At 70.6% G+C, this 18793-nt stretch carries 16 protein-coding genes; 8 read left to right on the forward strand and 8 right to left on the reverse strand.

Translation table 11 applies throughout. The features are described 5' to 3' along the window. Positions 1-1183: 1183 nt before the first annotated feature. On the reverse strand, positions 1184-1990 hold the full coding sequence (locus tag Ade02nite_RS31670; protein WP_203771898.1) for an alpha/beta hydrolase: 807 nt from the start codon (positions 1988-1990) through the stop codon (positions 1184-1186). 22 nt (positions 1991-2012) lie between these two features. On the opposite strand from Ade02nite_RS31670, the gene Ade02nite_RS31675 reads away from it, so the two are divergent. Further along, the gene (locus Ade02nite_RS31675) at positions 2013-2372 is read left to right on the forward strand and encodes a winged helix-turn-helix transcriptional regulator (protein WP_239169206.1); all 360 of its coding nucleotides are present in this window, start codon (positions 2013-2015) and stop codon (positions 2370-2372) included. Here Ade02nite_RS31675 and Ade02nite_RS31680 read toward each other — a convergent pair. Next, complete coding sequence (locus Ade02nite_RS31680) at positions 2362-2832, reverse strand: hypothetical protein (RefSeq protein ID WP_203771900.1); 471 nt, start codon at positions 2830-2832, stop codon at positions 2362-2364. The genes Ade02nite_RS31675 and Ade02nite_RS31680 overlap by 11 nt on opposite strands. A 49-nt stretch (positions 2833-2881) precedes the next feature. Here Ade02nite_RS31680 and Ade02nite_RS31685 point away from each other — a divergent pair, with 49 nt between their 5' ends. Beyond that, positions 2882-4030 carry a serine hydrolase domain-containing protein gene (locus Ade02nite_RS31685; RefSeq protein WP_203771902.1) on the forward strand — a complete coding sequence of 383 codons (1149 nt, stop codon included), beginning with the start codon at positions 2882-2884 and terminating at the stop codon, positions 4028-4030. 24 nt (positions 4031-4054) lie between these two features. After that, positions 4055-4414 (forward strand): nuclear transport factor 2 family protein, encoded by a 360-nt coding sequence (locus Ade02nite_RS31690; protein WP_203771903.1) that lies wholly within the window; start codon positions 4055-4057, stop codon positions 4412-4414. Here Ade02nite_RS31690 and Ade02nite_RS31695 read toward each other — a convergent pair. Beyond that, the gene (locus tag Ade02nite_RS31695) at positions 4380-6104 is read right to left on the reverse strand and encodes a CocE/NonD family hydrolase (RefSeq protein ID WP_203771905.1); all 1725 of its coding nucleotides are present in this window, start codon (positions 6102-6104) and stop codon (positions 4380-4382) included. The genes Ade02nite_RS31690 and Ade02nite_RS31695 overlap by 35 nt on opposite strands. A 118-nt stretch (positions 6105-6222) precedes the next feature. On the opposite strand from Ade02nite_RS31695, the gene Ade02nite_RS31700 reads away from it, so the two are divergent. Further along, positions 6223-8481, forward strand: a complete 2259-nt coding sequence (locus Ade02nite_RS31700; protein ID WP_239169207.1) for a serine/threonine-protein kinase — start codon at positions 6223-6225, stop codon at positions 8479-8481. Positions 8482-8572: 91 nt separating this feature from the next. On the opposite strand, the gene Ade02nite_RS31705 is transcribed toward Ade02nite_RS31700, so the two are convergent. Beyond that, positions 8573-9526: an ArsR/SmtB family transcription factor gene (locus tag Ade02nite_RS31705; protein ID WP_203771909.1), complete on the reverse strand. Its 954-nt coding sequence runs from the start codon at positions 9524-9526 to the stop codon at positions 8573-8575. A gap of 71 nt (positions 9527-9597) precedes the next feature. Here Ade02nite_RS31705 and Ade02nite_RS31710 point away from each other — a divergent pair, with 71 nt between their 5' ends. Then, positions 9598-10386 carry an isocitrate lyase/PEP mutase family protein gene (locus tag Ade02nite_RS31710; RefSeq protein ID WP_203771911.1) on the forward strand — a complete coding sequence of 263 codons (789 nt, stop codon included), beginning with the start codon at positions 9598-9600 and terminating at the stop codon, positions 10384-10386. Here Ade02nite_RS31710 and Ade02nite_RS31715 read toward each other — a convergent pair. Beyond that, positions 10374-10685, reverse strand: coding sequence for a hypothetical protein (locus Ade02nite_RS31715; protein WP_203771913.1), 312 nt, complete (start codon positions 10683-10685; stop codon positions 10374-10376). The two genes, Ade02nite_RS31710 and Ade02nite_RS31715, sit on opposite strands and share 13 nt — an antisense overlap. Positions 10686-10777: 92 nt before the next feature. Between Ade02nite_RS31715 and Ade02nite_RS31720 the strand changes: the two genes are divergently transcribed. The 3 genes from Ade02nite_RS31720 (at position 10778) to Ade02nite_RS31730 (ending at position 12687) form a co-directional block, all read left to right on the forward strand. Continuing rightward, a complete protein-coding gene (locus Ade02nite_RS31720; RefSeq protein WP_203771915.1) occupies positions 10778-11347 on the forward strand; it encodes a hypothetical protein in 570 nt (189 codons plus the stop codon). A 29-nt stretch (positions 11348-11376) separates the two neighbouring features. Continuing rightward, complete coding sequence (locus Ade02nite_RS31725) at positions 11377-11931, forward strand: DUF6000 family protein (RefSeq protein WP_203771917.1); 555 nt, start codon at positions 11377-11379, stop codon at positions 11929-11931. Positions 11932-12120: 189 nt separating this feature from the next. Further along, on the forward strand, positions 12121-12687 hold the full coding sequence (locus Ade02nite_RS31730) for a dienelactone hydrolase family protein (protein WP_203771918.1): 567 nt from the start codon (positions 12121-12123) through the stop codon (positions 12685-12687). A gap of 330 nt (positions 12688-13017) precedes the next feature. Here the strand turns inward: Ade02nite_RS31730 and Ade02nite_RS50410 are convergent, their stop codons facing one another. From Ade02nite_RS50410 to Ade02nite_RS31740, 3 genes are all read right to left on the reverse strand, one after another. Next, positions 13018-13149, reverse strand: coding sequence for a hypothetical protein (locus Ade02nite_RS50410; RefSeq protein ID WP_275409958.1), 132 nt, complete (start codon positions 13147-13149; stop codon positions 13018-13020). A gap of 700 nt (positions 13150-13849) precedes the next feature. After that, positions 13850-14287 carry a hypothetical protein gene (locus Ade02nite_RS31735; RefSeq protein WP_203771920.1) on the reverse strand — a complete coding sequence of 146 codons (438 nt, stop codon included), beginning with the start codon at positions 14285-14287 and terminating at the stop codon, positions 13850-13852. A 14-nt stretch (positions 14288-14301) separates the two neighbouring features. After that, a partial coding sequence (locus Ade02nite_RS31740; protein WP_203771922.1) for a golvesin C-terminal-like domain-containing protein occupies positions 14302-18793 on the reverse strand: 4492 nt, incomplete at its 5' end.

The following is an 18793-nucleotide window of genomic DNA, read 5'->3' on the forward strand; positions in this document are numbered from 1 at the left end:
ATGCGACTGAGCTCCGTCCGCGTGTCGACTCGTGACGCAACTGCTGATCTGCCATAGACGCTGAGCGCTCGCCGACGTCAGCGCCTGTATCTGGCGTACAGGCCGACGCGCCCGTCACCCTCATGGCCAGAGCTACCGACGCCCCCGTTGACCGGCGTCGTAGATAGCCATACGTCACTGGCCGATAGTGGGCGTCATGGGGCGACGCTCAATAGGCCCCATGGCGGCCCCAATGACCCAGGATGGCCCGGCGCCGCACCCGACCCCTCGATGCGAGCTCTGGGCGGATCGGTTGGACCAAATGTTTCACGAGGTCACATGGCGGGTGGCGGTTTGACTCGGCCCGAGAAGGCCGCACGGCTGCTGCACTTCCCTGCCGCACCTGCATCCTCGCAGGCTCGGCACATCGAATCGTCTTACAAAGCTTCGATCTTGACCGTATGCCGCAACGAACGTAACAAAGGGCCAATATGGGACGGTCGACTCAACCCAGTGCTGACGCTGCCAGGTTGGTCATAAGACCTGCTTCGACAGACATGGCAACAGCGCAAAGCGTCGCTACCATCCGGCTCACCTTGCTCTCTGGACTCATTGCCGACGTGGACATTGAGACAAAGGTTGAGACACAAGCCAAACCAAGGAAAATCAGCACCACGGCCCAGTGGCTCAACACTGGGTTCAGCCGACCGGCTCGGTGATCGATGATAGCCAGGTCCGGCGCGTGGCATCTCCCCCGACCGGGCCTTCAGTGTCAAGGCTTCCCTGACACTGGCTCGTGCCCGCTCCGAGTCGGTGATGGGTGCGGCGGTGTGCGCCTACGTGCGGGCAGGCCGCAGGCCTGCCTGCCGCTTTGTCGCTGGCCGCTCAGGGCCGCAGAGGCCATCCAGGGCGCCGGTGGCCGTCGCGAGGACGGATCGATACCGTGCGCCACCGCACACGGCGCTCGACGGCGGGTCACGCTCGTCAAATCCGCTTGCTGCGGCTGCCCAACGGCGGCAGCGTCCGATTGGCGAATCCAACTTCACGGCCCATAACTATTCGCGCGTGAATTCACTGTGGCTCGCACAGCCAGGCCGGCCAAGTCGATAATGGTCGGGCCGGCAGGAGAATGTACGGGTTGGAGTGACCAGGGTGCAATCGGCGACGCGCAGGCGGCGCCGCTTGCGAGAGCGCAGGCACTCGGCTAGCCGTGCGCCCGGAGGAATGTCGCCGTCTCGTCCACCGCCTGCGTGACATAAGGCTCGGCCTCGTACAGGTCGACGTGCCGCTCCGTGTCGAGCCATACGGTCTTGTCGGCGGCCATCGCCGTTGCCAGCTCCGGGGAGCAATAGGCGTCCTCGCGGCCGTGGATGATCAGGCTGGGTGGGAGCAGGGGGCGGACGCTCAGCACGTCCAGGGTCATCAGGCTGTGCAACGAGCCACGAGTCACCCGATTTGTCCAGTTGAGTGGGTGCTGCGAGTAGTACGACCACGGCTCGTCGCCGGGCATCGCGGCGTCGCCGGAGGGGGCCACGGCGGGCAGGAACTCGTCGTAGTGGGCCAGCATGCCGGCGAGGGCGGCCCGGTAGGCGTCGAGGCCCATGCGCGCGGCGAACCACGCGGGGCTGTTGTAGGCACCGGCGATGCCGGCCACCGCGGTGACACGGGGATCGGTGGCGGCGGCGCGCATCGCGTAGCCGCCGCCCAGGCAGATGCCGACCAGGGCGACCCGGTGTGAGCCCGCGAGCAGGCCCACGGCGGCGCGGAGGTCGGCCAGTTTGCCCTGGCTGTCCTCGTGCTGGGGGCGGCCCTCGCTGGAGCCGAAGCCACGGTGGTCGAAGGCGAGCGTGGTGAAGCCGGCCTCGGCGAGGCGCTTGGCGTACAAGCCGGTGACCTGCTCCTTGACGCCGGTGAAGGGTCCGGTGAGGACGATGGCCCGGTCGCCGTCGGCTCGGTGCAGGAGGCCGGAGAGGGCCAGGCCCTCGCTACTGAAGGTCACTTCTTCGATCACGCGGTGACACTAGGCTTCGAGCGTGACCGATGGACAGAGGGCACTTTCGGGTGCCTATCAGGCTGTGGTGCCGGACGTGCTCGAGGAGAGCTGCGCGACCCGGCAGGCGCTGGAACGGCTGGGCGCCAAATGGCGGGTGCTGCTCGTCTACACGCTGCTGGACGGGCCGCGGCGGACGGCGGAGCTGCGGCGGCGGGTGCCGGGGATCACGCAGAAGATGTTGACCGAGACGCTGCGGGGCATGGAGGCGGACGGGCTGGTGGAGCGGCGCGTCCTCAAGGAGTCGGCGCCGCAGCACGTCGAATATGAGCTGACCGAGCTCGGGCGGATGCTGGAGAAGCCGCTCGCCGCGATCTGTGAGTGGGCGACGCTCAATCGTTGAGCTGGGCTCGCTCGATCTCGGCCAGGGCGGCGGTGAGCACGGCGCGGGTGTCGCGGCCGGGCAGCAGCTCGGCGAGCAGCAGGGCGGCGTGGCGGGCCAGCACGTCCGGCTTGGGTGGCGGGGTGCCGTCGTCCTCCAGGACGCCGAGAGCGCCAGCCAGCAGGAGCAGCACCACGTGCGGGTCGACCTCGGGCTGCCACGTGGCTGCCGAGCGGACCGCGCGCTCGAGCACGTCGCGCACCGCGTCGCCGTCGAGGCCGTCGGGGTGGGACTGCTCCAGCAGCAGGCGGGTCGCCGTGCCGAGGATGAGGCCGGTCTGTGCCGGGTCGAGGGCGGCGAGGCCGGCGACCGCGGCGTCGAGCGCGTCGGCGTCGTGGGCCTGGGCCGCGGCGATCGCCTCCGAGGCGGCGGCCGCGATGGGGCGGGCGGGGGCCGGGAGATGCCGCCAGTTCTGTTCCATGACGAGGACCATAGCGACGGCGTACGACAGAAAAGGAAAAATGGGCCGCATGCCATCTCAGCTGCAGCAAGCCATGACCGCGCGGGTGGAGCGCGGCGACTTCCCGGGTCTCGTGGCGGTGGTCGCCCGCGACGATCAGGTGAGCGTCGAGGCCGTCGGCGTCACCGCGTTCGGAGGCGACGTGCCGATGAGGCGCGACACCCCGTTCCGCATCGCCTCGATGACCAAGCCGGTAATGGCCGTGGCCACGCTGATGCTCGCCGAGGACGACCTGCTCGACCTCGAGGAGCCGGTGGCGAGGCTGCTGCCCGAGCTCGCCGGCCAGCGGGTGCTCGCCCGGCCGGACGGCCCGCTCGGCGAGACGGTCGGCGCCGAGCGGCCCGTCACCGTCGCCGACCTGCTCACGTTCACGCTGGGCTTCGGCGCGGTCATCGACGGCGACCGGGTCGACCCGCCCTGGCCGATCGTGCGGGCGTGGCAGGAGCTCGACCTCCAGATGCTCGGCATGTGGCCGCGCACGCCGCACGGCCCGGACGAGTGGATCAAGCGGTTCGGGTCGCTGCCGCTGATCACCCAGCCGGGCAGCCGATGGCACTACAACGCGGGCACGCTCATCCTCGGCGTGCTGCTCGCCCGGGCCGCCGGCAAGCCGCTGGGCGACCTGCTGCGCGAGCGCGTCTTCGAGCCGCTGGGCATGACGTCGACGGGGTTCTCCTCGCCGCGGGCCGCTGAGCTGCCCACCCAGTACGAGAACGGCGACACGCAGGAGATCGGGGCGGCCGGCGACTGGGGCCGGCAGCCGGTCTTCCCGTCCGGCTCCGGCGGGTTGATCTCCACCGCCGACGACTATCTGGCCTTCGCGCGGCTGCTGCTCGCCAAGGGCGTCCACGGCGGCACGAGGCTGCTGTCGGAGCAGTCCGTCGAGGCGATGACCACCAACCACCTCTCGCCGGCCCAGATCGAGTCGGGCTCCTTCTTCCTGGAGGGCAGTGGCTGGGGTTACGGTCTGGCGGTCACGGTCGCGGCGGACGAGGTCTCCGGGCCCGGGCGGTACGGGTGGTCCGGCGGCTGCGGCACGACCTGGTTCAACGATCCCCGCGAGGGCCTGACCCTGATCGTGCTGAGCCAGGTCTCCGATCTGCTGTGGAACGGCACCATCCCGGAGTTCGGCAAGCTGGCGTACAACTTCCGTCCGTAAGTCCGAAAGGCAAGGGGAGGCGCGATGACCAGTCTCGACGCGGTGACGGCGTGGATGGGCAACTACCGCAAGGCGTGGGAGTCCAACGATCCACGCCACATCGGCGACCTCTTCGCGGAGGACGCGGCCTACTTCACCGAGCCCTACGCCAAGCCGTGGATCGGCCGCGACACGATCGTCGAGAAGTGGCTCGAGATCAAGGACGAGCCGGGCTCGACCACGTTCGACTGGCATCCGGTCCTGATCACCGAGGAGCTGGCCGTCATCGAGGCGACGACCACCTATCCGAACGACGTCTACAGCAACCTGTGGCTGCTCCGCCTCGACCAGCTGGGGCAGGCACGCCAGTTCACCGAGTGGTGGATGAAGCACCCGAAACCGTAGGAGCGGCGGCGGCCACCGGCAGCAGGAGCCGGGAGCCGGCGCAGTGGATCGTGTGCAGGCAGGGGCAATGGGTGCGGGCCTCGGCCGGCGCTCCCGGCGTGCCCAGGTTGCGGGCGTAGCGCGGGAACGAGCCGCCCGACACCTGGAGCCGCAGGCGGTGGCCCGCGCGCAGCCGGTGGAAGCAGGCGTCGAGTGTGAGCGTCAGGTGCTGCACCTCGCCCGCGGGCACGGCCGGGTCGAGGCGGTGCAGGTGGTCGGAGAAATTGCGGGAGCGGCCGCGCTCGTCGACGTCGCAGAGGCGGACGAAGACGTCGGCGTGCGGCGGGTCGACGGCGATCGCGAGCTCCACGGTCGGCGAGCCGATCACGTCGACGGCGGTCGGCAGCGGATCGGTGGTGAAGGTGACGACGTCGGGCCGGGCCTCCAGCCTGCGGTTGTCCTTGACGCCCATCGAGCCGGTGAGCGTGCGGCCGCCGACGGTCGGGGTGGGCCGCCGCGGGTCGTAGCGGAAGCTCACCGTGCCCTCCTCCGGGCCGATCCGGACGGCGTCGGGCACCGGGGGCGCGGCCGAGGCCGGGGGTGGCGTCGCCACCGGGGACGCGGCGAGCGTCAACGTCCGCGAGGCGTGCAGCTGGAACACGGCGGGCGTCGCGGGCGGCGGCCACGCGGCCATCTCGTGCCAGCGGCCCTCGCCCGTGCGGTAGACGCGCACCGCAGCCCTGCGGGCCGGGCGCCCGCCGGCCATGTGCTGATCGAGCCAGGCGAGGCCCTCGCGGGCCACCACGGCGGCGCCCTGGAGGCCCAGTTGCAGGTGGGTCCACGGCCCGACGGTGAGTGCCACGTCGACGCCGCGGGAGCGCAATGCCTCGTACTGGAAAAGGGTTTGTGTCAAAAAAAGATCTTGCCAGCCGCCGATCAGAAGAACCGGGACATCGGCCCGGGAAAGCGACTCCCCGGCGCGATAGGGCTGCCACCACGGATCGTCGCCGTCGGGGTGTGAAAGCCATTCGCGATACCACGGCGCGCGGCCGCGCAGGACCGGATCGGCGGCGTCCGGAATGGGCAGGCCGGCCAGCGCGGGGCGCAGGCGGCGGGGCGCGGAGGCGCCGTTGCGGACGCGCGCGACGAGGCCGCCGTCCTCCTGATGGGCGATCATGTCGCTCCAGCCGAGGAAGTCGCCGACCGTGAACGCGCCCGTGCCGAAGACGGCCTCGCGGAAGTCGTGCGGCCCGACCAGGACGACGGCGGCGCGCAACTCCGGCGGCGGATCCTGCATCAGCGCCCACTGCGCCCAGGCGAGGTACGACGCGCCGAAGGTGGCCAGCCGCCCGTCGAACCAGGACTGTCCGCGCAGCCAGGCGACCGTGTCCTGGCCGTCCTCGGCCTCCTGCGCCATGGGCCGGAACGTGCCGCCCGAGCCGAACGTGCCCCGCACGCTCTGGATGATCACGTGGTAGCCGCGGGCCGCGTAGAGGCGGCCCTCCAGGAGCGAGGTGGGCAAGCCCCGGCCGTACGGGGTGCGCACGAGCACCGTGCCGCGCGGCTTGCGCGTACGCGGGGCGAAGTGGTCCGCGGCGAGGGTGACGCCGTCGCGCATCGGGACGCGGACGGCGGACACGGTGTAGTCGTTCGCCGCCGGGGCCACGCGCAGCAGCCGGCCGAGGGCCGCGTCGGTCAGGCGAGAAGCCATGATCAATTCCTCCATCATTCGGAGAACCGCCAAGAACAATAAGCCGAATGCGAATGTGAAGGCCATTCGAGTGGCACCCGGATGTGCGATTTCCCGGCGAGACGGGCACACTGCCACGGTGGAGGTTCGGGAAACACTCGGCGGCCGCTACAAATTGCTCGGCCGGCTCGGCAGCGGCGGCATGGCGGTCGTGTGGCGCGCCCGCGACGAAGTCCTCGGCCGCCGCGTCGCGGTCAAGGTGCTGGCCGCCCGTTTCGCGGGCGACCCGCAGTCACGCGCCCGCATCCGCGACGAGGCACGCGCCGCCGCGGCCCTCTCCCACCCCAACATCGCCCAGGTCTACGACTTCGGCGAGGCGAGCGCCGGCGAGTCGGGCACCCCGCTGCCGTACGTGGTCATGGAACTGATCAACGGCCCGACGCTGCAGCAGAAGGTCTCTGCCGGCCCGCTGCCGCCACGCAAGGTCTTCCGCATCTGCGGCGAGGTGGCGGCGGCCCTGGCGGCCGCGCACGCCGACGGCCTGGTCCACCGCGACATCAAGATGGCGAACATCATGGTCACCCCGATGGGTGCCAAGGTCGTCGACTTCGGCATCGCCGCCGCGGTGGGTCTCGAACCCGAGGAGATGCTCGTCGGCACCCCCGCCTACCTGGCCCCCGAGCGCCTCTCCGGAGCGGCGGTCGAGCCGGCCTCCGACGTGTACGCGCTGGGCGTGCTGCTCTACCGCCTGCTCGCGCACGAGTCGCCGTGGAGCGTCGAGAGCACCACCCAGATGCTGCAAGCGCACGTGTACGTCGATCCGGCGCCCCTGCCCGACCTGCCCGGCGTGCCCGCCGCCGTCGCCGACCTGATCACCCGCTGCCTGCGCAAGGACCCGGCCGACCGCCCCACCGCGAGCGAGGTGTCGGTCACCCTGGCGGACGCGGCGGAGGCAGCTGCGATTTCCCATTCTGTACGGGCGCCGGACCGCGACCCGGGCGCAGATGGGCCGTCCCCGGCTCCCGAGCGCAGGACCGGCACCGAGCCCCCGGCCGGCCAGCGGCACCCCGATGCCGGCCCGGCCGACCGCCGACGCTCGGATGCCGGCCCGGCCGACCAGCGGCGCCCGGATGCCGGCCCGGCCGGCCACCAACGCTCGGATGCCGGCCCGGCCGACCAGCGGCGCCCCGATGCCGACCCGGCCGGCCACCAACGCCCCGATGCCGACCCGGCCGGCCGCCGGCGCCCGGACGCCGACCCGGCCGGCCGCCGACGCTCGGATGCCGGCCCGGCCGGCGGTTCGGGCCGCGGCGGCGACTGGGATCAGCGGAGGCCCGCATCCGGGTACGTAGCGGAGCAGCGTGGCGCCGACGGTGGGACCGATGCCCGCGTCGGTGCGGGCGCCATCCCAGCGGGTGCCGTCCATGGCGAGCCCACCCCGGCAGGCGGCGGTCACGCTCCGGCTGCGTTCAGGAGAAGCGACCGTGCCGGCGCCCGCACGTCAGGGGGCCGTGCTGCCGCCGCACCCCAAAGCGACAACCGCGCCGGCGCAACCCCGCCCGGCGGCGGCCGCACGGGCGCGTCCTCAACGGCTGCCGGCGGCCACACGGGCGCGTCCTCAACAGCTGCCGGCGGCCACACGGGCGCGTCCTCAACGGCTGCCGGTGGGCGCCGGGGCGGTTCCGCGCGGGTGGCGTTCGGCTATGCGGACGGGGCGGCGGCCACCCGGGTCGAAGTGCTCGGTAGCCCGGGACGCGAGACTGCGGTTGAGGGTGGGCGGCGACCCGTACAGCTTGAAAGGAAGAAGCTCCTGGCGGGAGCCGCGGCAGTGGCGGTGATCGTCGGTGGGCTGGCGGCCTGGGGTCTGACCGGGGGCGGGGAGGGTGAGCGGCGGCCGGAGGCGGCGGTCGCGCCCACGTCGCCGGCGCCGGCGGCCAGCAGAGGGTTCGGGGCGCCGCCGATGCGAGCGGACCGTGGCGGGCAGGCGCCCGGAGTCACGGAGTCGCCGGCACCCGGCATGACAGTCTCCAGTGGAGTGTTGCCGTCCGTTGCGGCGCCGTTGTTACCGGTCGTGCCGCCGCGCAGTGCGGCGCCCACGGTCAGTGATTCGGCCGAGGCGCCCCCGTCGGCGTCCGCGGCGCCGCCCGAGGGCAAGAAGATCACCTCGCCGGGTGGGACGGTGCATGCCGTCTGCGAACAGGGCAAGGCACGGCTGACGATATGGGAGGCGGCACCCGGCTTCGTGGCGAAGGACGTCGAGGCGGGGCCGGCGTTCACGGCGCGGATCGTCTTTGTCACGTCGGACACCGAGATGCAGGCCGGTAAGCCGGCCAAGAAGTACCGCATCACCGTGACCTGCGTCGCCGGCGAGCCCACGCCGGTGATGTTGCCGCTCTAGCGCCGCCCGTGATCGTCATGGTCCCGGCGCCGTCTCGGCGGCGACCAGCGAGTCGGCCACGGTGATGCGGGACTGAGGAACGCGCGGCCGCTCACGACGCGGCGGCGACCAGCGAGTCGGCCACCGTGGTGCGGGAGTTGAGGAGCGCGCGGCCCTGGCGGTGTGTCGTGACCAGGCCGGCGGCACGCAGCGTGCTCAGGTGCTGGGAGATGCCACCGGCAGTGATGCCGGTGCGGCGGGCCAGCTCGGTGGTGGACAGCGGCGTGGACAACTCGGTCAGCACGCGGGCGCGCCCGCGGCCGAGGACGGCGCTCAGGGCGTCCGAGGGGTCGGCCGCCTGCTCCCAGAGAGTGGCCACCCCACGGGCGGGATAGGCGATCTGCGGGACGTCGCCGGCGGAGACCGTGAGGATCGACGGCCACACGAAGACCGACGGAACGAGGACCAGGCCGCTGCCGGCCGGGACGTCGGGCGCCGGGCAGTGCGGCTGGTCGACGCGGAGGACGCCGGCCGACCAGGTCACGCTGGGGTGCAGGTCGTTGAGGACGGCGTCGGCGCCCTCGGCGGCGAGGCGCCGGGCCTGCCGGTGCACCTCGGCGTCGAGCAGGGCGCGCATGCGGGGCCAGCGGGGCTCGACGGCGGCGGCCCAGTAGGCGGCGATCTCGTCGGCGAGCCGGGCGAGACCGGTGACCGGGTCGTCGTGCAGGGCGCGCACCGCCGGGGAGCCGGGCCGGGGCATGAGGGCGAGCTCACCTCGTACCACCTCCGGGGGTGTCGCCATCAGACCGGTCAGCTCGCGGTCGAGGCCGGGCGACGAACCCGCCGGCGGCGGCGTCAGGAAATCGGGCGTGTAGCCGCCGGTGGGAGCGACCAGAGAGGCCAGCAGGCTCCCGGGCGGCAGCGAGACCTCGGACGCCCATCGCCGGTGCACCGCCGGCACACCGGGATCGCGCAGCACGCGCACGCCGGCGAGCACCTCCCACAGGCACGACACCGCGAAGCGGACACGCGTCGCCGCGGACGCGGACAGGGCGATGGAGACCAATTCCGACTCCGTGGTTTTAGCTGGGGCTCAAACCTTACGCCGCCGGCGGCCCGTCCCGAAGACTCGTTCCCGTGAACGACAAAGCTGCTCTCTTCCGCTCCCTGCACACCCCCGGCACCCCGCTCGTCCTGGTCAACGCCTGGGACGCCGCCACCGCCCGGATCGCCGCCGCCTCGGGCTCGCCGGCCGTCGCCACCACCAGCGCGGGCGTCGCGTGGAGCCTCGGCGCCGCGGACGGCGACACGCTCGACCGGGACGAGGCGATCGCCGCGATCCGCCGCGTCGTGCGGGCGGTCGACGTGCCCGTGACGGCCGACATCGAGTCGGGCTTCGGCGCCACTCCCGCCGACGTCGCCGACACGGTCTGCCTGGTGCTCGCCGCCGGGGCGGTGGGGATCAACATCGAGGACGGCAGCCGTACGGTGGACGAGCAGGCGGCCCGCATCGCGGCCGCCCGTGGCGCAGCCGGGGACGGGCTCTTCATCAACGCCCGGCTCGACGCCTACCTGCGGGGCCGGGGCGAGCTGGACGAGACGGTGGCCCGGGCGGCGGCGTTCGCCGAGGCGGGCGCGGACGGCATCTTCGTGCCCGGCGTGACCGACCCGTCCACAGTGGCCGCGCTGGCCGAGCGCGTCCCCGCACCGCTCAACATCCTGACCGGCCCGGGCGCCCCGACGGTCGGCGAGCTGGCGAAGCTCGGCGTGGCCCGGGTCAGCCTCGGCTCGTGGGTGGCCGAGGCGGCGTACGAGATGTTCCGGCGCGTCACCGTGCAGGCGCTCGGCCAGGGCACCTACGCGGAAGAGCTCGCCGAGGCGTACGACTTCGGCGAGCTCAACGACCTGATGCGTTATTCGGCGTAGCGCGTGGGCGGGAACGGGTTGTCCGCGCTGAGCGGCACGTTCTCGCCCTCCGCCTCCTGGCGCGCGGTCACGCTCTCGATGTCCTGCTCGATGCTGTCGGCCTGCGGGTCGTACGGCACCGGGTCATCGGTGGCGGGCGGCACATCACCCGCGTCATAGTCGGTGACACCGGCCTCGGCCCGCTCCTCCGCGGTGCGGCGAGCCAGCTCGTCGTCGTCGAGGTGCGCGGGGCTGCCACCGTGGAACCGGCGGTCGCGCTGCCCCTCGGCCGCCTCCGTGTTGATGTTCTCCCTGGTCATGTCGCTATCCCCTTCCCTCTCGGCGCACGGCTTACCCGGCACCGCCCACCCATAACCGAACCTGTCTCGTGCGTCACGGCTACCGTCATCGCGTGCCCTGGCTGAGATCGACCGCGCTCGGCGCGACCCTGGCCGTCCTCGCGGCCACAGCGAACGCGATCCCGTCCTGGTTCGACGTGACGGGCGTGGCCCGCGCCGACCGGAGCGCCCCCATGCAGGCGGTGGAGTTCCTGAGCCTGATCCTCGACTCGGGCTGGGCTTGGGCCGTGGCGGCCATCGTGGCGGGCCGGCTGTGCCGCCGCTGGTGGGCGGGGAGCGTCACCCTGGTTGTCGCCGCGCTCCTCTACGACACTTTGGAGTCGGTGATCGCGGACGGCTCCTGGTGGGGCAACGTCCGCGCGTTCTGGGTCGTGGGCGGCGCACTGCTCGGCGTGCCCCTCGGCATCATCGGCGCGGCCATCCACCGCCGGGGTCGGTGGGGTTCGCTGGCGTCTCTGGTCGCACCGTCGGGGGCGGCTCTCGCCATGGTCGTCCACCCACCCGACCCCGACAGCGCGATGGCCACCCCGGTGCGCGTGACGGTCTTGACCGCGGCCGCCGTGCTGGCCGCCGCCGTCATCTGGGCGCGGCGGCCCGCTGCGGCCCCAGCAGCCCGTGTCTGACGGCACGGTGGCGAGCCGTCTCCGCTGACTTGCATCACGAAGGCGGCATTTTCGCGCGCGACCTGATCCGCGACGCCCGCCGGATCACCAACGCGGAGCTGCGATCCCTGCTCCAACCCGACCGCGCCATGGCCGACTGGCGCAGTCGCATCGTCGCCGCCTTCTTGATCGCGATCGACCGCCGCACCGAGTTCCGGGAGGCCATCGGCACTCTCCTCCTCACCGGCAGGGCGAGCGACGCCGGCACGGGCTACTGCTTCGCGGCCGCCGCGTTCGGCACCCCGTCGATCCTGACCGCCTACCTGGACCGTTTCCTGCCACAGCCGCAAGTGCGCGACGCCCAGCCATGGGCGCTCGGCGCTCTGCTGCATCTGGACCGCCGTTCGGGCACCGGCCACGCCCAGCCCTACTTGACCAGCGGCGCCTGGCACCGTTGGCGCGAGGCCGTGCCCAGCCATCCCGACGTCGAGTCCTACGCCGAGGCGATGGGGCACCTCTGCGCCATAGGATTCGCGTCCCCGGCGCAACCCCGCTCCGCGATGATCTGGTCGTCACCGCCGGAACATCCGAGCGCTGCCGGGTGAACACCGGTTGGGGCCAAGGCATGTGGCTGATCGACGGCTCCACCCTCGGACCCGCGACAGCCGCCCCTTTCCACACGTACCGACCGCTCCGCATAAGTCTCGGGGACATACCGCCCCGCCGAACCGCGCGGGGCCGGGATGCCCACCAAGGGCGACCGAGCACGTCCCCGGTCGGGCACCATTGGGGGCATGGCGTCGGTCGCACTCTTCCATTCCGTCTACGGCCTGCGCCCCGCGATGCTGACGGCAGCGGAACGCCTGCGCGCTGCCGGCCACACCGTCGTCGCCCCCGACCTCTACGGCCTCCCGCCGGCCGACACGGTCGAGGAGGGCTTCACGCTGGCCGACAAGGTGGGCTGGGCGGCCATCACCGACCGGGCCCGGGCAGCGTTGCGCGACCTGCCACCCGAGACGGTGCTGGCCGGCTTCTCGATGGGCGTCGGCGTGGTCGAGGCCCTGCTGCCCGAACGTCCACGTGCGGCCGGCGTCCTGCTGGTCGCCAGCGCCGGATCTTTGTCGCGGGTGCCCCCGGGATTGCGAGCCCAGCTGCACGTCGCCGACCCGGATCCGGAGTTCGTCCCGCCCGAGTCCGTGCAGCGCTGGACCGAGAGCATGGCGCGGGCGGGCGCGGCGTTCGAGGTGTACCGCTACCCAGGGGTGGGCCACCTCTGGCCCGACGAGGACCTGTCCGACTACGACCGCCCCGCGGCGGATCGGTTGTGGCAGCGCTGCGAGGAGTTCCTCCGCCTCTCCTGAGCGTCCAGCAGCCGACTCATTTGACTACATCAGGCACGATGGACACATGGAACTCAGCGCTGAGAGCCACCGCCGTTGGTTGACCATCCTCCGGATCCTCACCACGACGGTCCAGACAGGGGTCGCCTTCCTGTCCGCCCTCCTACCGGCACTGCCGGCCTGGAGTGGTCGTCGCGCGATCAGCGCGCCTCTCGCAATGGAGGCCAAGTAGCCGTACCCGGCTGCTTCCCATTCGAGACCTTCGCTACTGATTCCGCCTTCCGGGTCGGCGGATGTCAGTGGCCGGAGGACACTGTGTTCCTGTCACGCATTCCACCCGCGGCAGACCGTTTACGTCAGCAGGTTCGAGACCTGTTGCGTAGGCGCCGCCGCGAGCGGCAGCTCCTGAAGGGCCTGCCGGCGCACCGCCCCCACCCGCTGGTGTACGGCGCTGTCGCCGGCGTCACCAGCCTTCTCGTCCAAGAAACAATCCGCGCTTATGTGGCGGTCGAGCACCCCGAGGCGATGGCGAGGTTCCTGGACCTCCTGCAAAACCTTCATCTCTGACGAGCCGATGCGCCGTTGACATTCGACGCTGGTCCCGGGCCGAAAGGCCTGGGACCGCCCATACCGCTCTCCGTTCCGGCCGAGCCGAAGGACCGCAGCCGGTTCGAATAGGCGTCAGCCCTGGCCGCCCCACGGGCGAAACCTCAGACGTCGCGCTCCGGAAAGGCCCCATCCTGGCCCGAACGAAAGCCGCCGCGGAAGCGGTGCGCCGACCGCGGGGACCTCCCCATGGCGTGAAGTCTCAGGCTCGGACCCGCAGGGCAAAAAGCACGAGTCCCAACCCGCGCACCTCAGCGGGTAGAGGACTCCAGACTCGTGCCCTGGCAGGATTCGAACCTGCGCTTTCGCTTCCGGAGGGCGACGCCGCATCAAGCCAGTCGCCTCGTGCGGACACCGGATTCGTGCGCGAGGAAGAGGATGGATCCCGCGACGTCATAGAGCGGATGACGAGAACCACGCCTGCCACGCATCGCGGCCAGCAAGGTCAGCCCCCGCCCGCTGTACCGGCTCAGCTCGCGAGTCGCGTCGATCACCGGCGGTTGCCTCCGTTGTGAGGTCCGGAACTCGACCCCCGAGCGGCGAGGTGACCGGACGGGTCCGGTCACCTCCGCCTGCACTAAGCGGCATCCATGCAAACGCTGGAGATTTCCAAGTAGCTCAGCTTGCCCTCGGACAGCTCCCGTTTTTCTTCGGCGTTCAGCTCGGTGGCCAGCGCCTCGTTGCCCGGCCGTAGGCGACGCACCATGACCGTGCAGTCGTGGCCCTCGCTGCGGGCCGCGCTCTGCAGGACCCATTCGAAGGGAGTGGTGTCCGGCAGGCCGGACGGTGGTGGTTGGGGCGACCAGTCCTTCGCCTGCACCGCCTGTGACAGGTCTGTCTCCGCCGGACCCACGAAGACCAGCCTGGTGGTGTCGGCCTTGTGGTGCTCGGCCAACTGGCGGAAGCCCTCGACCTTGATGCTGTCGGCGAGTTCCCGGCTGGCCCCGGCGTTGCCCGAGACGCAGCCTGCGGTCAGGAGGAGGACCGCGGCGGCGGTGAGGCCGCCGCGGAGCATCCGTCGTGCGTTTCTCATGCTGTACATGTCGTCTGGCACTGGCTCTGGTAGTAGTAGTTGATCCATCGACCGGCACGAGCGTACTGGCTCATGAAGATCTTGTTGTTGTCCACGCTTTCCTGTCCCATGGGTGTGCCGGTCGCGACCAGCAGCATGTTCTCCTCGCCGGCCCGGTAGCCCATCCGCACCAGCTCGCTCTTCGAGTACGACGTCTTGAGCTCGGCCGGCAGGGCGTCCTGCAGGTCCTTCAAGTGATAGGCCATCGCCGCGATGTTCAGCTGCGGGTCGTCGAGCAGTTCGTCCCAGGAGCGGCCGGCCAGTTCCGGGCGGGCGCCGCCTGCCGTGTTGTCTCTTGTTCTCTCGAAGATGTCCTTCTCGAAGTTGGCCGTGCCGATGGAGGCCTCGTCACCCTGACCGCCGAGCCAGCCGGCGAGCGGGATCAGCGGTGAGACCAGGAACCAGCCGGGATGCGTCATGTTCTTCTGGAAGTTCTGCATCGTCCGGCACGCGCTGTTGCCCGCGATCTCGGTGCAGCGGTGCGCCTCCATCATGTAGTTCGCCAGCAGCAGCTGCGGGTCGACGCCGGTCTTCGCGGCCATTTCCAGGATGTACGGGATGTGCTGCTCGAAGTCGCCGCCGCCCAGCGCCGGCGGGTCCCACGGCGGGATCAGGCCGCCGCTGCCGGCGTCGCGTTCGCAGTCGGCGGGGCCGGAGCATTCCCACGTGGCCGGCGCTGGCTTGACGCCGCCGGGGCAGTCGCCCGGTTCCACGCACGGGGTGTGGCCGTCGTTCTCCACCGCGGTGATCGGGTTGCCGGCGCCGAACGCGTACCGGTTGCCCGTCCAGGGGTCCAGGCCGAGGTTCATGTCGGCCATGGCGCCGTTGTAGCTGTCCCGGGTGAGGAACCGGTTCAGGCCGGGGCTGTAGTCGCGGAAGCCCATGTCGTACGACTGGGAGCTCTGGTCCCACCGCTTGGCGTTGAACCGGTAGACGTTGTACGCCTCCTTCGTCGGGTCCGCCGTGTCCGGCTTGTCGATGCCGGTGAACTGCGACTCGTCGTTGCTGCCGTACGCGGTGTAGCCGTACGTCGCCTTGGTGTCGCCACTCTCGTCGGTGACCTGCTCGACGTCAGTGTGCGGGTTGTGCCCGTAGTAGGCGTCCTCCTCGCTGCCATCGTCCTTGTGGGTCACCTGGGACAGCCGCTGGCCCCACGGCGAGTACTGGTAGGACTTCGTCAGCTTGCCGGCGACCTCCTCGTCGAGCACCTCGGTGGAGAGCCCGAGGTAGTTGAACGAGGTGGTCTTCGCCTTGCTCGTGCCTGCGTCGGTCGTCTTGGTGGTCGTCCGGTCGAGCGCGTCGAAGGAGTACTTCGTGACCGCCGTGCCGGTGCCGTTGTTCTTGCGGTTCTCCACGACGTGGTCGAAGCCGTCGTAGACGTTGCGCTCGACCACCACCCCGGCCGCGGTGACCGTGTCGAGGCGCCCGAACGGGTCGTAGTTGTACGTCGACGTGACCCCGCCGGTCGCTGCCGTGAGGAGCCGGTTGCGGTCGTAGTTGTACGTCGTGCGGACGTTCTTCACCGTCTGGTCGACGACGTTGTTGTTGGCGTCGTGGATGTAGGTCTCGGTGCCGGCCCCGTCACCCGTCTTGGTCAGCTTCGCCAGCCGGTCCCGCGGGTCGTACGTGAGATCGCTGGTGGTGGTGAGGTACGCCGCGTGGTTGTCGGCGTTCATCTTCTTGCTGACCTCGTGGGTACGGTTGCCGTTGAGGTCGTAGTCGAGCGCCGACTCGGCGACGAGCGTGCCGTTCGGCTTCTTCTCCGTCTGCGACTTCAGCATGCCGTCGAGGTAGTACGTGTAGTCGACGGTGTTGCCGTTGCCCTTCACCTCGCGCAGCTTCTCGCCGCGGCCGGTGTAGGTGTACGTGGTCGCCTTCGCGTCGGTGTCGGTGGCCGACTTGCCGTTGGTCACCTTCGCGACGAGGTCGCGCACGTCGTACTCGTACTTGGCGTATTGCTTGTCGTGGCTGGTGGTCAGCGGCGCGCCGTTCTCGTTGTAGGTGAACGACGTGGTGTTGACCGTCGTGCCGGACTTCGACTCGACGACCTTGGCCACCTGGTTGAGCTCCGTGTAGGACACGACGTAGCTGTCCACGCGGGCGCCCGGTGAGGTGTCCGTGATGGTGCTCAGGTTGCCGTTGGCGTCATACCTGTAGGTGTAGTCCTTCTTCTCGTTGTCGACGTCGGCGGTGTTGTCCCGGACCAGCTTGACCGCGTCGGCGACGACCGTGCCGCCGGCCTGGTCGGTCAGGGTGACCTTGTGGGTGTTGCCCTCGGCGAAGGCGTACGAGCCGAGGCTGACCCAGCTGCCCGCGCCGGTGCTCTGGTTGACGGTCTTGGTCACGGTGCCGCCGTTGTAGGCGATGGTGTAGCGGGCGTCCGTGGCCGCCCCGGTGACCTGCGGGAACCGGGCGAACACCTCGTAGCTGCCGGCCTGCGGCACGTTCAGCTGCCAGGTGAAGGCGCTGGTTCCGGTGCCGGCCGCGTGGGTGGCGTAGTCGGTGCCGTACTTGCCGGTCGCGGTGTTCGCGGCCGGCCACGTGCCGGTGGCGGTGGTGTTGTTGAAGTCGGAGTTGTCGACCAGCACCACCTGCTTGCCGACGGGCACGCCGTCGTCGGACCGCGACCTGAGCTTGCCGTCCGGGTAGTACGACCAGGTCATGGTCCGGTTGGACGAGCCACCCGCGGAGGTCAGGGTCCGGGCGGTCTGCGCGCCCATCTGGTTGTAGTCGTACGTGGAGAGGATGTCCCACGGGTCCGAGGACGTCTTCGTCCAGCCGTTGTCGAAGTACGTGTACTTGGTCTCGTTGCGCACCGACTGACCGGCGGACGGCGGCGCCGACAGGGTCTCCGGGCGGCCCACCTTGTCGTACGTGTAGATCGTCTTGTCCGGCGTCGTGTAGCGGCTGTCGTCCTTGTCGTAGGCGGTGTACTCCTCCTTGACCCGGTTGAGCTGGTCGTAGACGGTGACCGTCGCGAAGTCGTCCGGGTCGTCGGTGGTGGCGACGCCGCGCGGGCTGATCGCCTTGGTCTGGTTGCCCACCTTGTCGTATTCGAAGCGGGTGACCGCGTAGGTCACCGACGTGCCGCTGCCGGAGCGGGGCACCTTCTGCTCGATGACCGATCCGCGGGCGTCGTAGCTGAGCAGCGTCGTGCTGCCGAGCTCGTCGGTGGCGGAGGTGACCAGGCCGTCCTTGTCGTAGGTGCCGCTGGTCGACCCGCCCGCGGCGTTTATCGTCTTGATCACCCGGTGCGCCAGGTCGTAGACCATCTTGCTGGTGTAGTCGGCGGTGTCGGCCGTGGCGCTCTTGCGCGGATCGATCACCGTGACCAGGTTGCCGACGTTGTCGTACTCGTACTGGATCTTCTGGCCCTTGGCGTTGGTCGCCGCCGTGAGCTGGTAGATCGCGTCGTACGTGTTGGTGGTGACGTAGTCGGTGGCGTCCGAGGTGGTCAGGTTGCCCTGGGGCTCGGTGGTGGTCAGCAGGTTGCCGACCCGGTCGTAGGTGTAGCTGGTGGTCCGCTGCGGATCGCCGGCGGTGTCGGCGGGCGACGTGGCGGAGACCAGCTGGTCGGCCTTGTCGTAGACGGCCGTCGACACCGCGCCGTTCGGCGCCGTCGTCTTGGTGACGTTGTCGTTGGCGTCGTAGACCGGGGCCGGGGTGGTGATGAACAGCCCGGCGTTCTGGTCCTTGGGCACCTTGCTGACGAGCGGGCGTTTGAAGGTGTCGTACGTCTGGGTGGTGTTCTTCAGCAGCGGGTCGGTGACGGTCGTGACGTTGCCCCGGTCGTCGTAGGCGTATTTGGTGGCGTTCTGCAGGGCGTCGGTGATGATCGTGGGGTAGCCGCTGGCGTGGTGCCCGTCGTACTTCGTCTCGTTGCCGTTGGCGTCCTTCGACGTCCGCAGCCGGCCCCAGGTGTCGTAGGTGTTGGTCGAGACCGCCCCGGTCGGGTCGGTCACCGTCGCCAGGTCACCCGCGGTGGTGTACGAGAAGGACCACTTGCGGCCCTCGGGGCTGGTCTTGGTGGCGATGTCGGCGACGTAGCCGCCCAGCTGCGTCTGGTACGTCAGCACCGTGCCCGGGTAGTTGTTCTTGACGGCGAGCGCGTCCCGCACCTCGGTGGGGTATCCGGTCCGGACGTCGTACGACCAGGTCGCCGCGGCGCCGTTCGCCTCGTCGAGGCGTACCACGTTGTGCTGGTCGTCCCAGGTCAGCTTGGTCGTCTCGTTCTTGGCGTTGGTGGTCTGGTAGGGCCGCCCGTAACCGTCGTGTTTGTACGTGGTGGCGTGGTTCTCCGCGTCCGTGACGACGGTGTCGACGGTGGTGCCCTGGGCGCCGTCGGGGTCGGTGTAGGCGAACTGGGTCTGACCGCCGAGGCGGTCGGTGTACGACTTCGTGCGCCAGTGCCACTGCGGGTCGTCGCCGGTCGACGGGTAGTTGTAGACG

This window comes from Paractinoplanes deccanensis (genome assembly GCF_016862115.1).
In the GTDB taxonomy this organism is placed as follows: Bacteria; Actinomycetota; Actinomycetes; order Mycobacteriales; family Micromonosporaceae; genus Actinoplanes; species Actinoplanes deccanensis.

Excerpts from the sequence above, each read along its gene's own strand:
- Ade02nite_RS31730 (WP_203771918.1), top strand. The coding sequence starts at position 12,121 with ATGGCGTCGGTCGCACTCTTCCATTCCGTCTACGGCCTGCGCCCCGCG.
- Ade02nite_RS31695 (WP_203771905.1), bottom strand. The coding sequence starts at position 6,104 with ATGGCTTCTCGCCTGACCGACGCGGCCCTCGGCCGGCTGCTGCGCGTG.
- Ade02nite_RS31735 (WP_203771920.1), bottom strand. The coding sequence starts at position 14,287 with ATGCTCCGCGGCGGCCTCACCGCCGCCGCGGTCCTCCTCCTGACCGCA.
- Ade02nite_RS31715 (WP_203771913.1), bottom strand. The coding sequence starts at position 10,685 with ATGACCAGGGAGAACATCAACACGGAGGCGGCCGAGGGGCAGCGCGAC.
- Ade02nite_RS31680 (WP_203771900.1), bottom strand. The coding sequence starts at position 2,832 with ATGGAACAGAACTGGCGGCATCTCCCGGCCCCCGCCCGCCCCATCGCG.
- Ade02nite_RS31690 (WP_203771903.1), top strand. The coding sequence starts at position 4,055 with ATGACCAGTCTCGACGCGGTGACGGCGTGGATGGGCAACTACCGCAAG.
- Ade02nite_RS31685 (WP_203771902.1), top strand. The coding sequence starts at position 2,882 with ATGCCATCTCAGCTGCAGCAAGCCATGACCGCGCGGGTGGAGCGCGGC.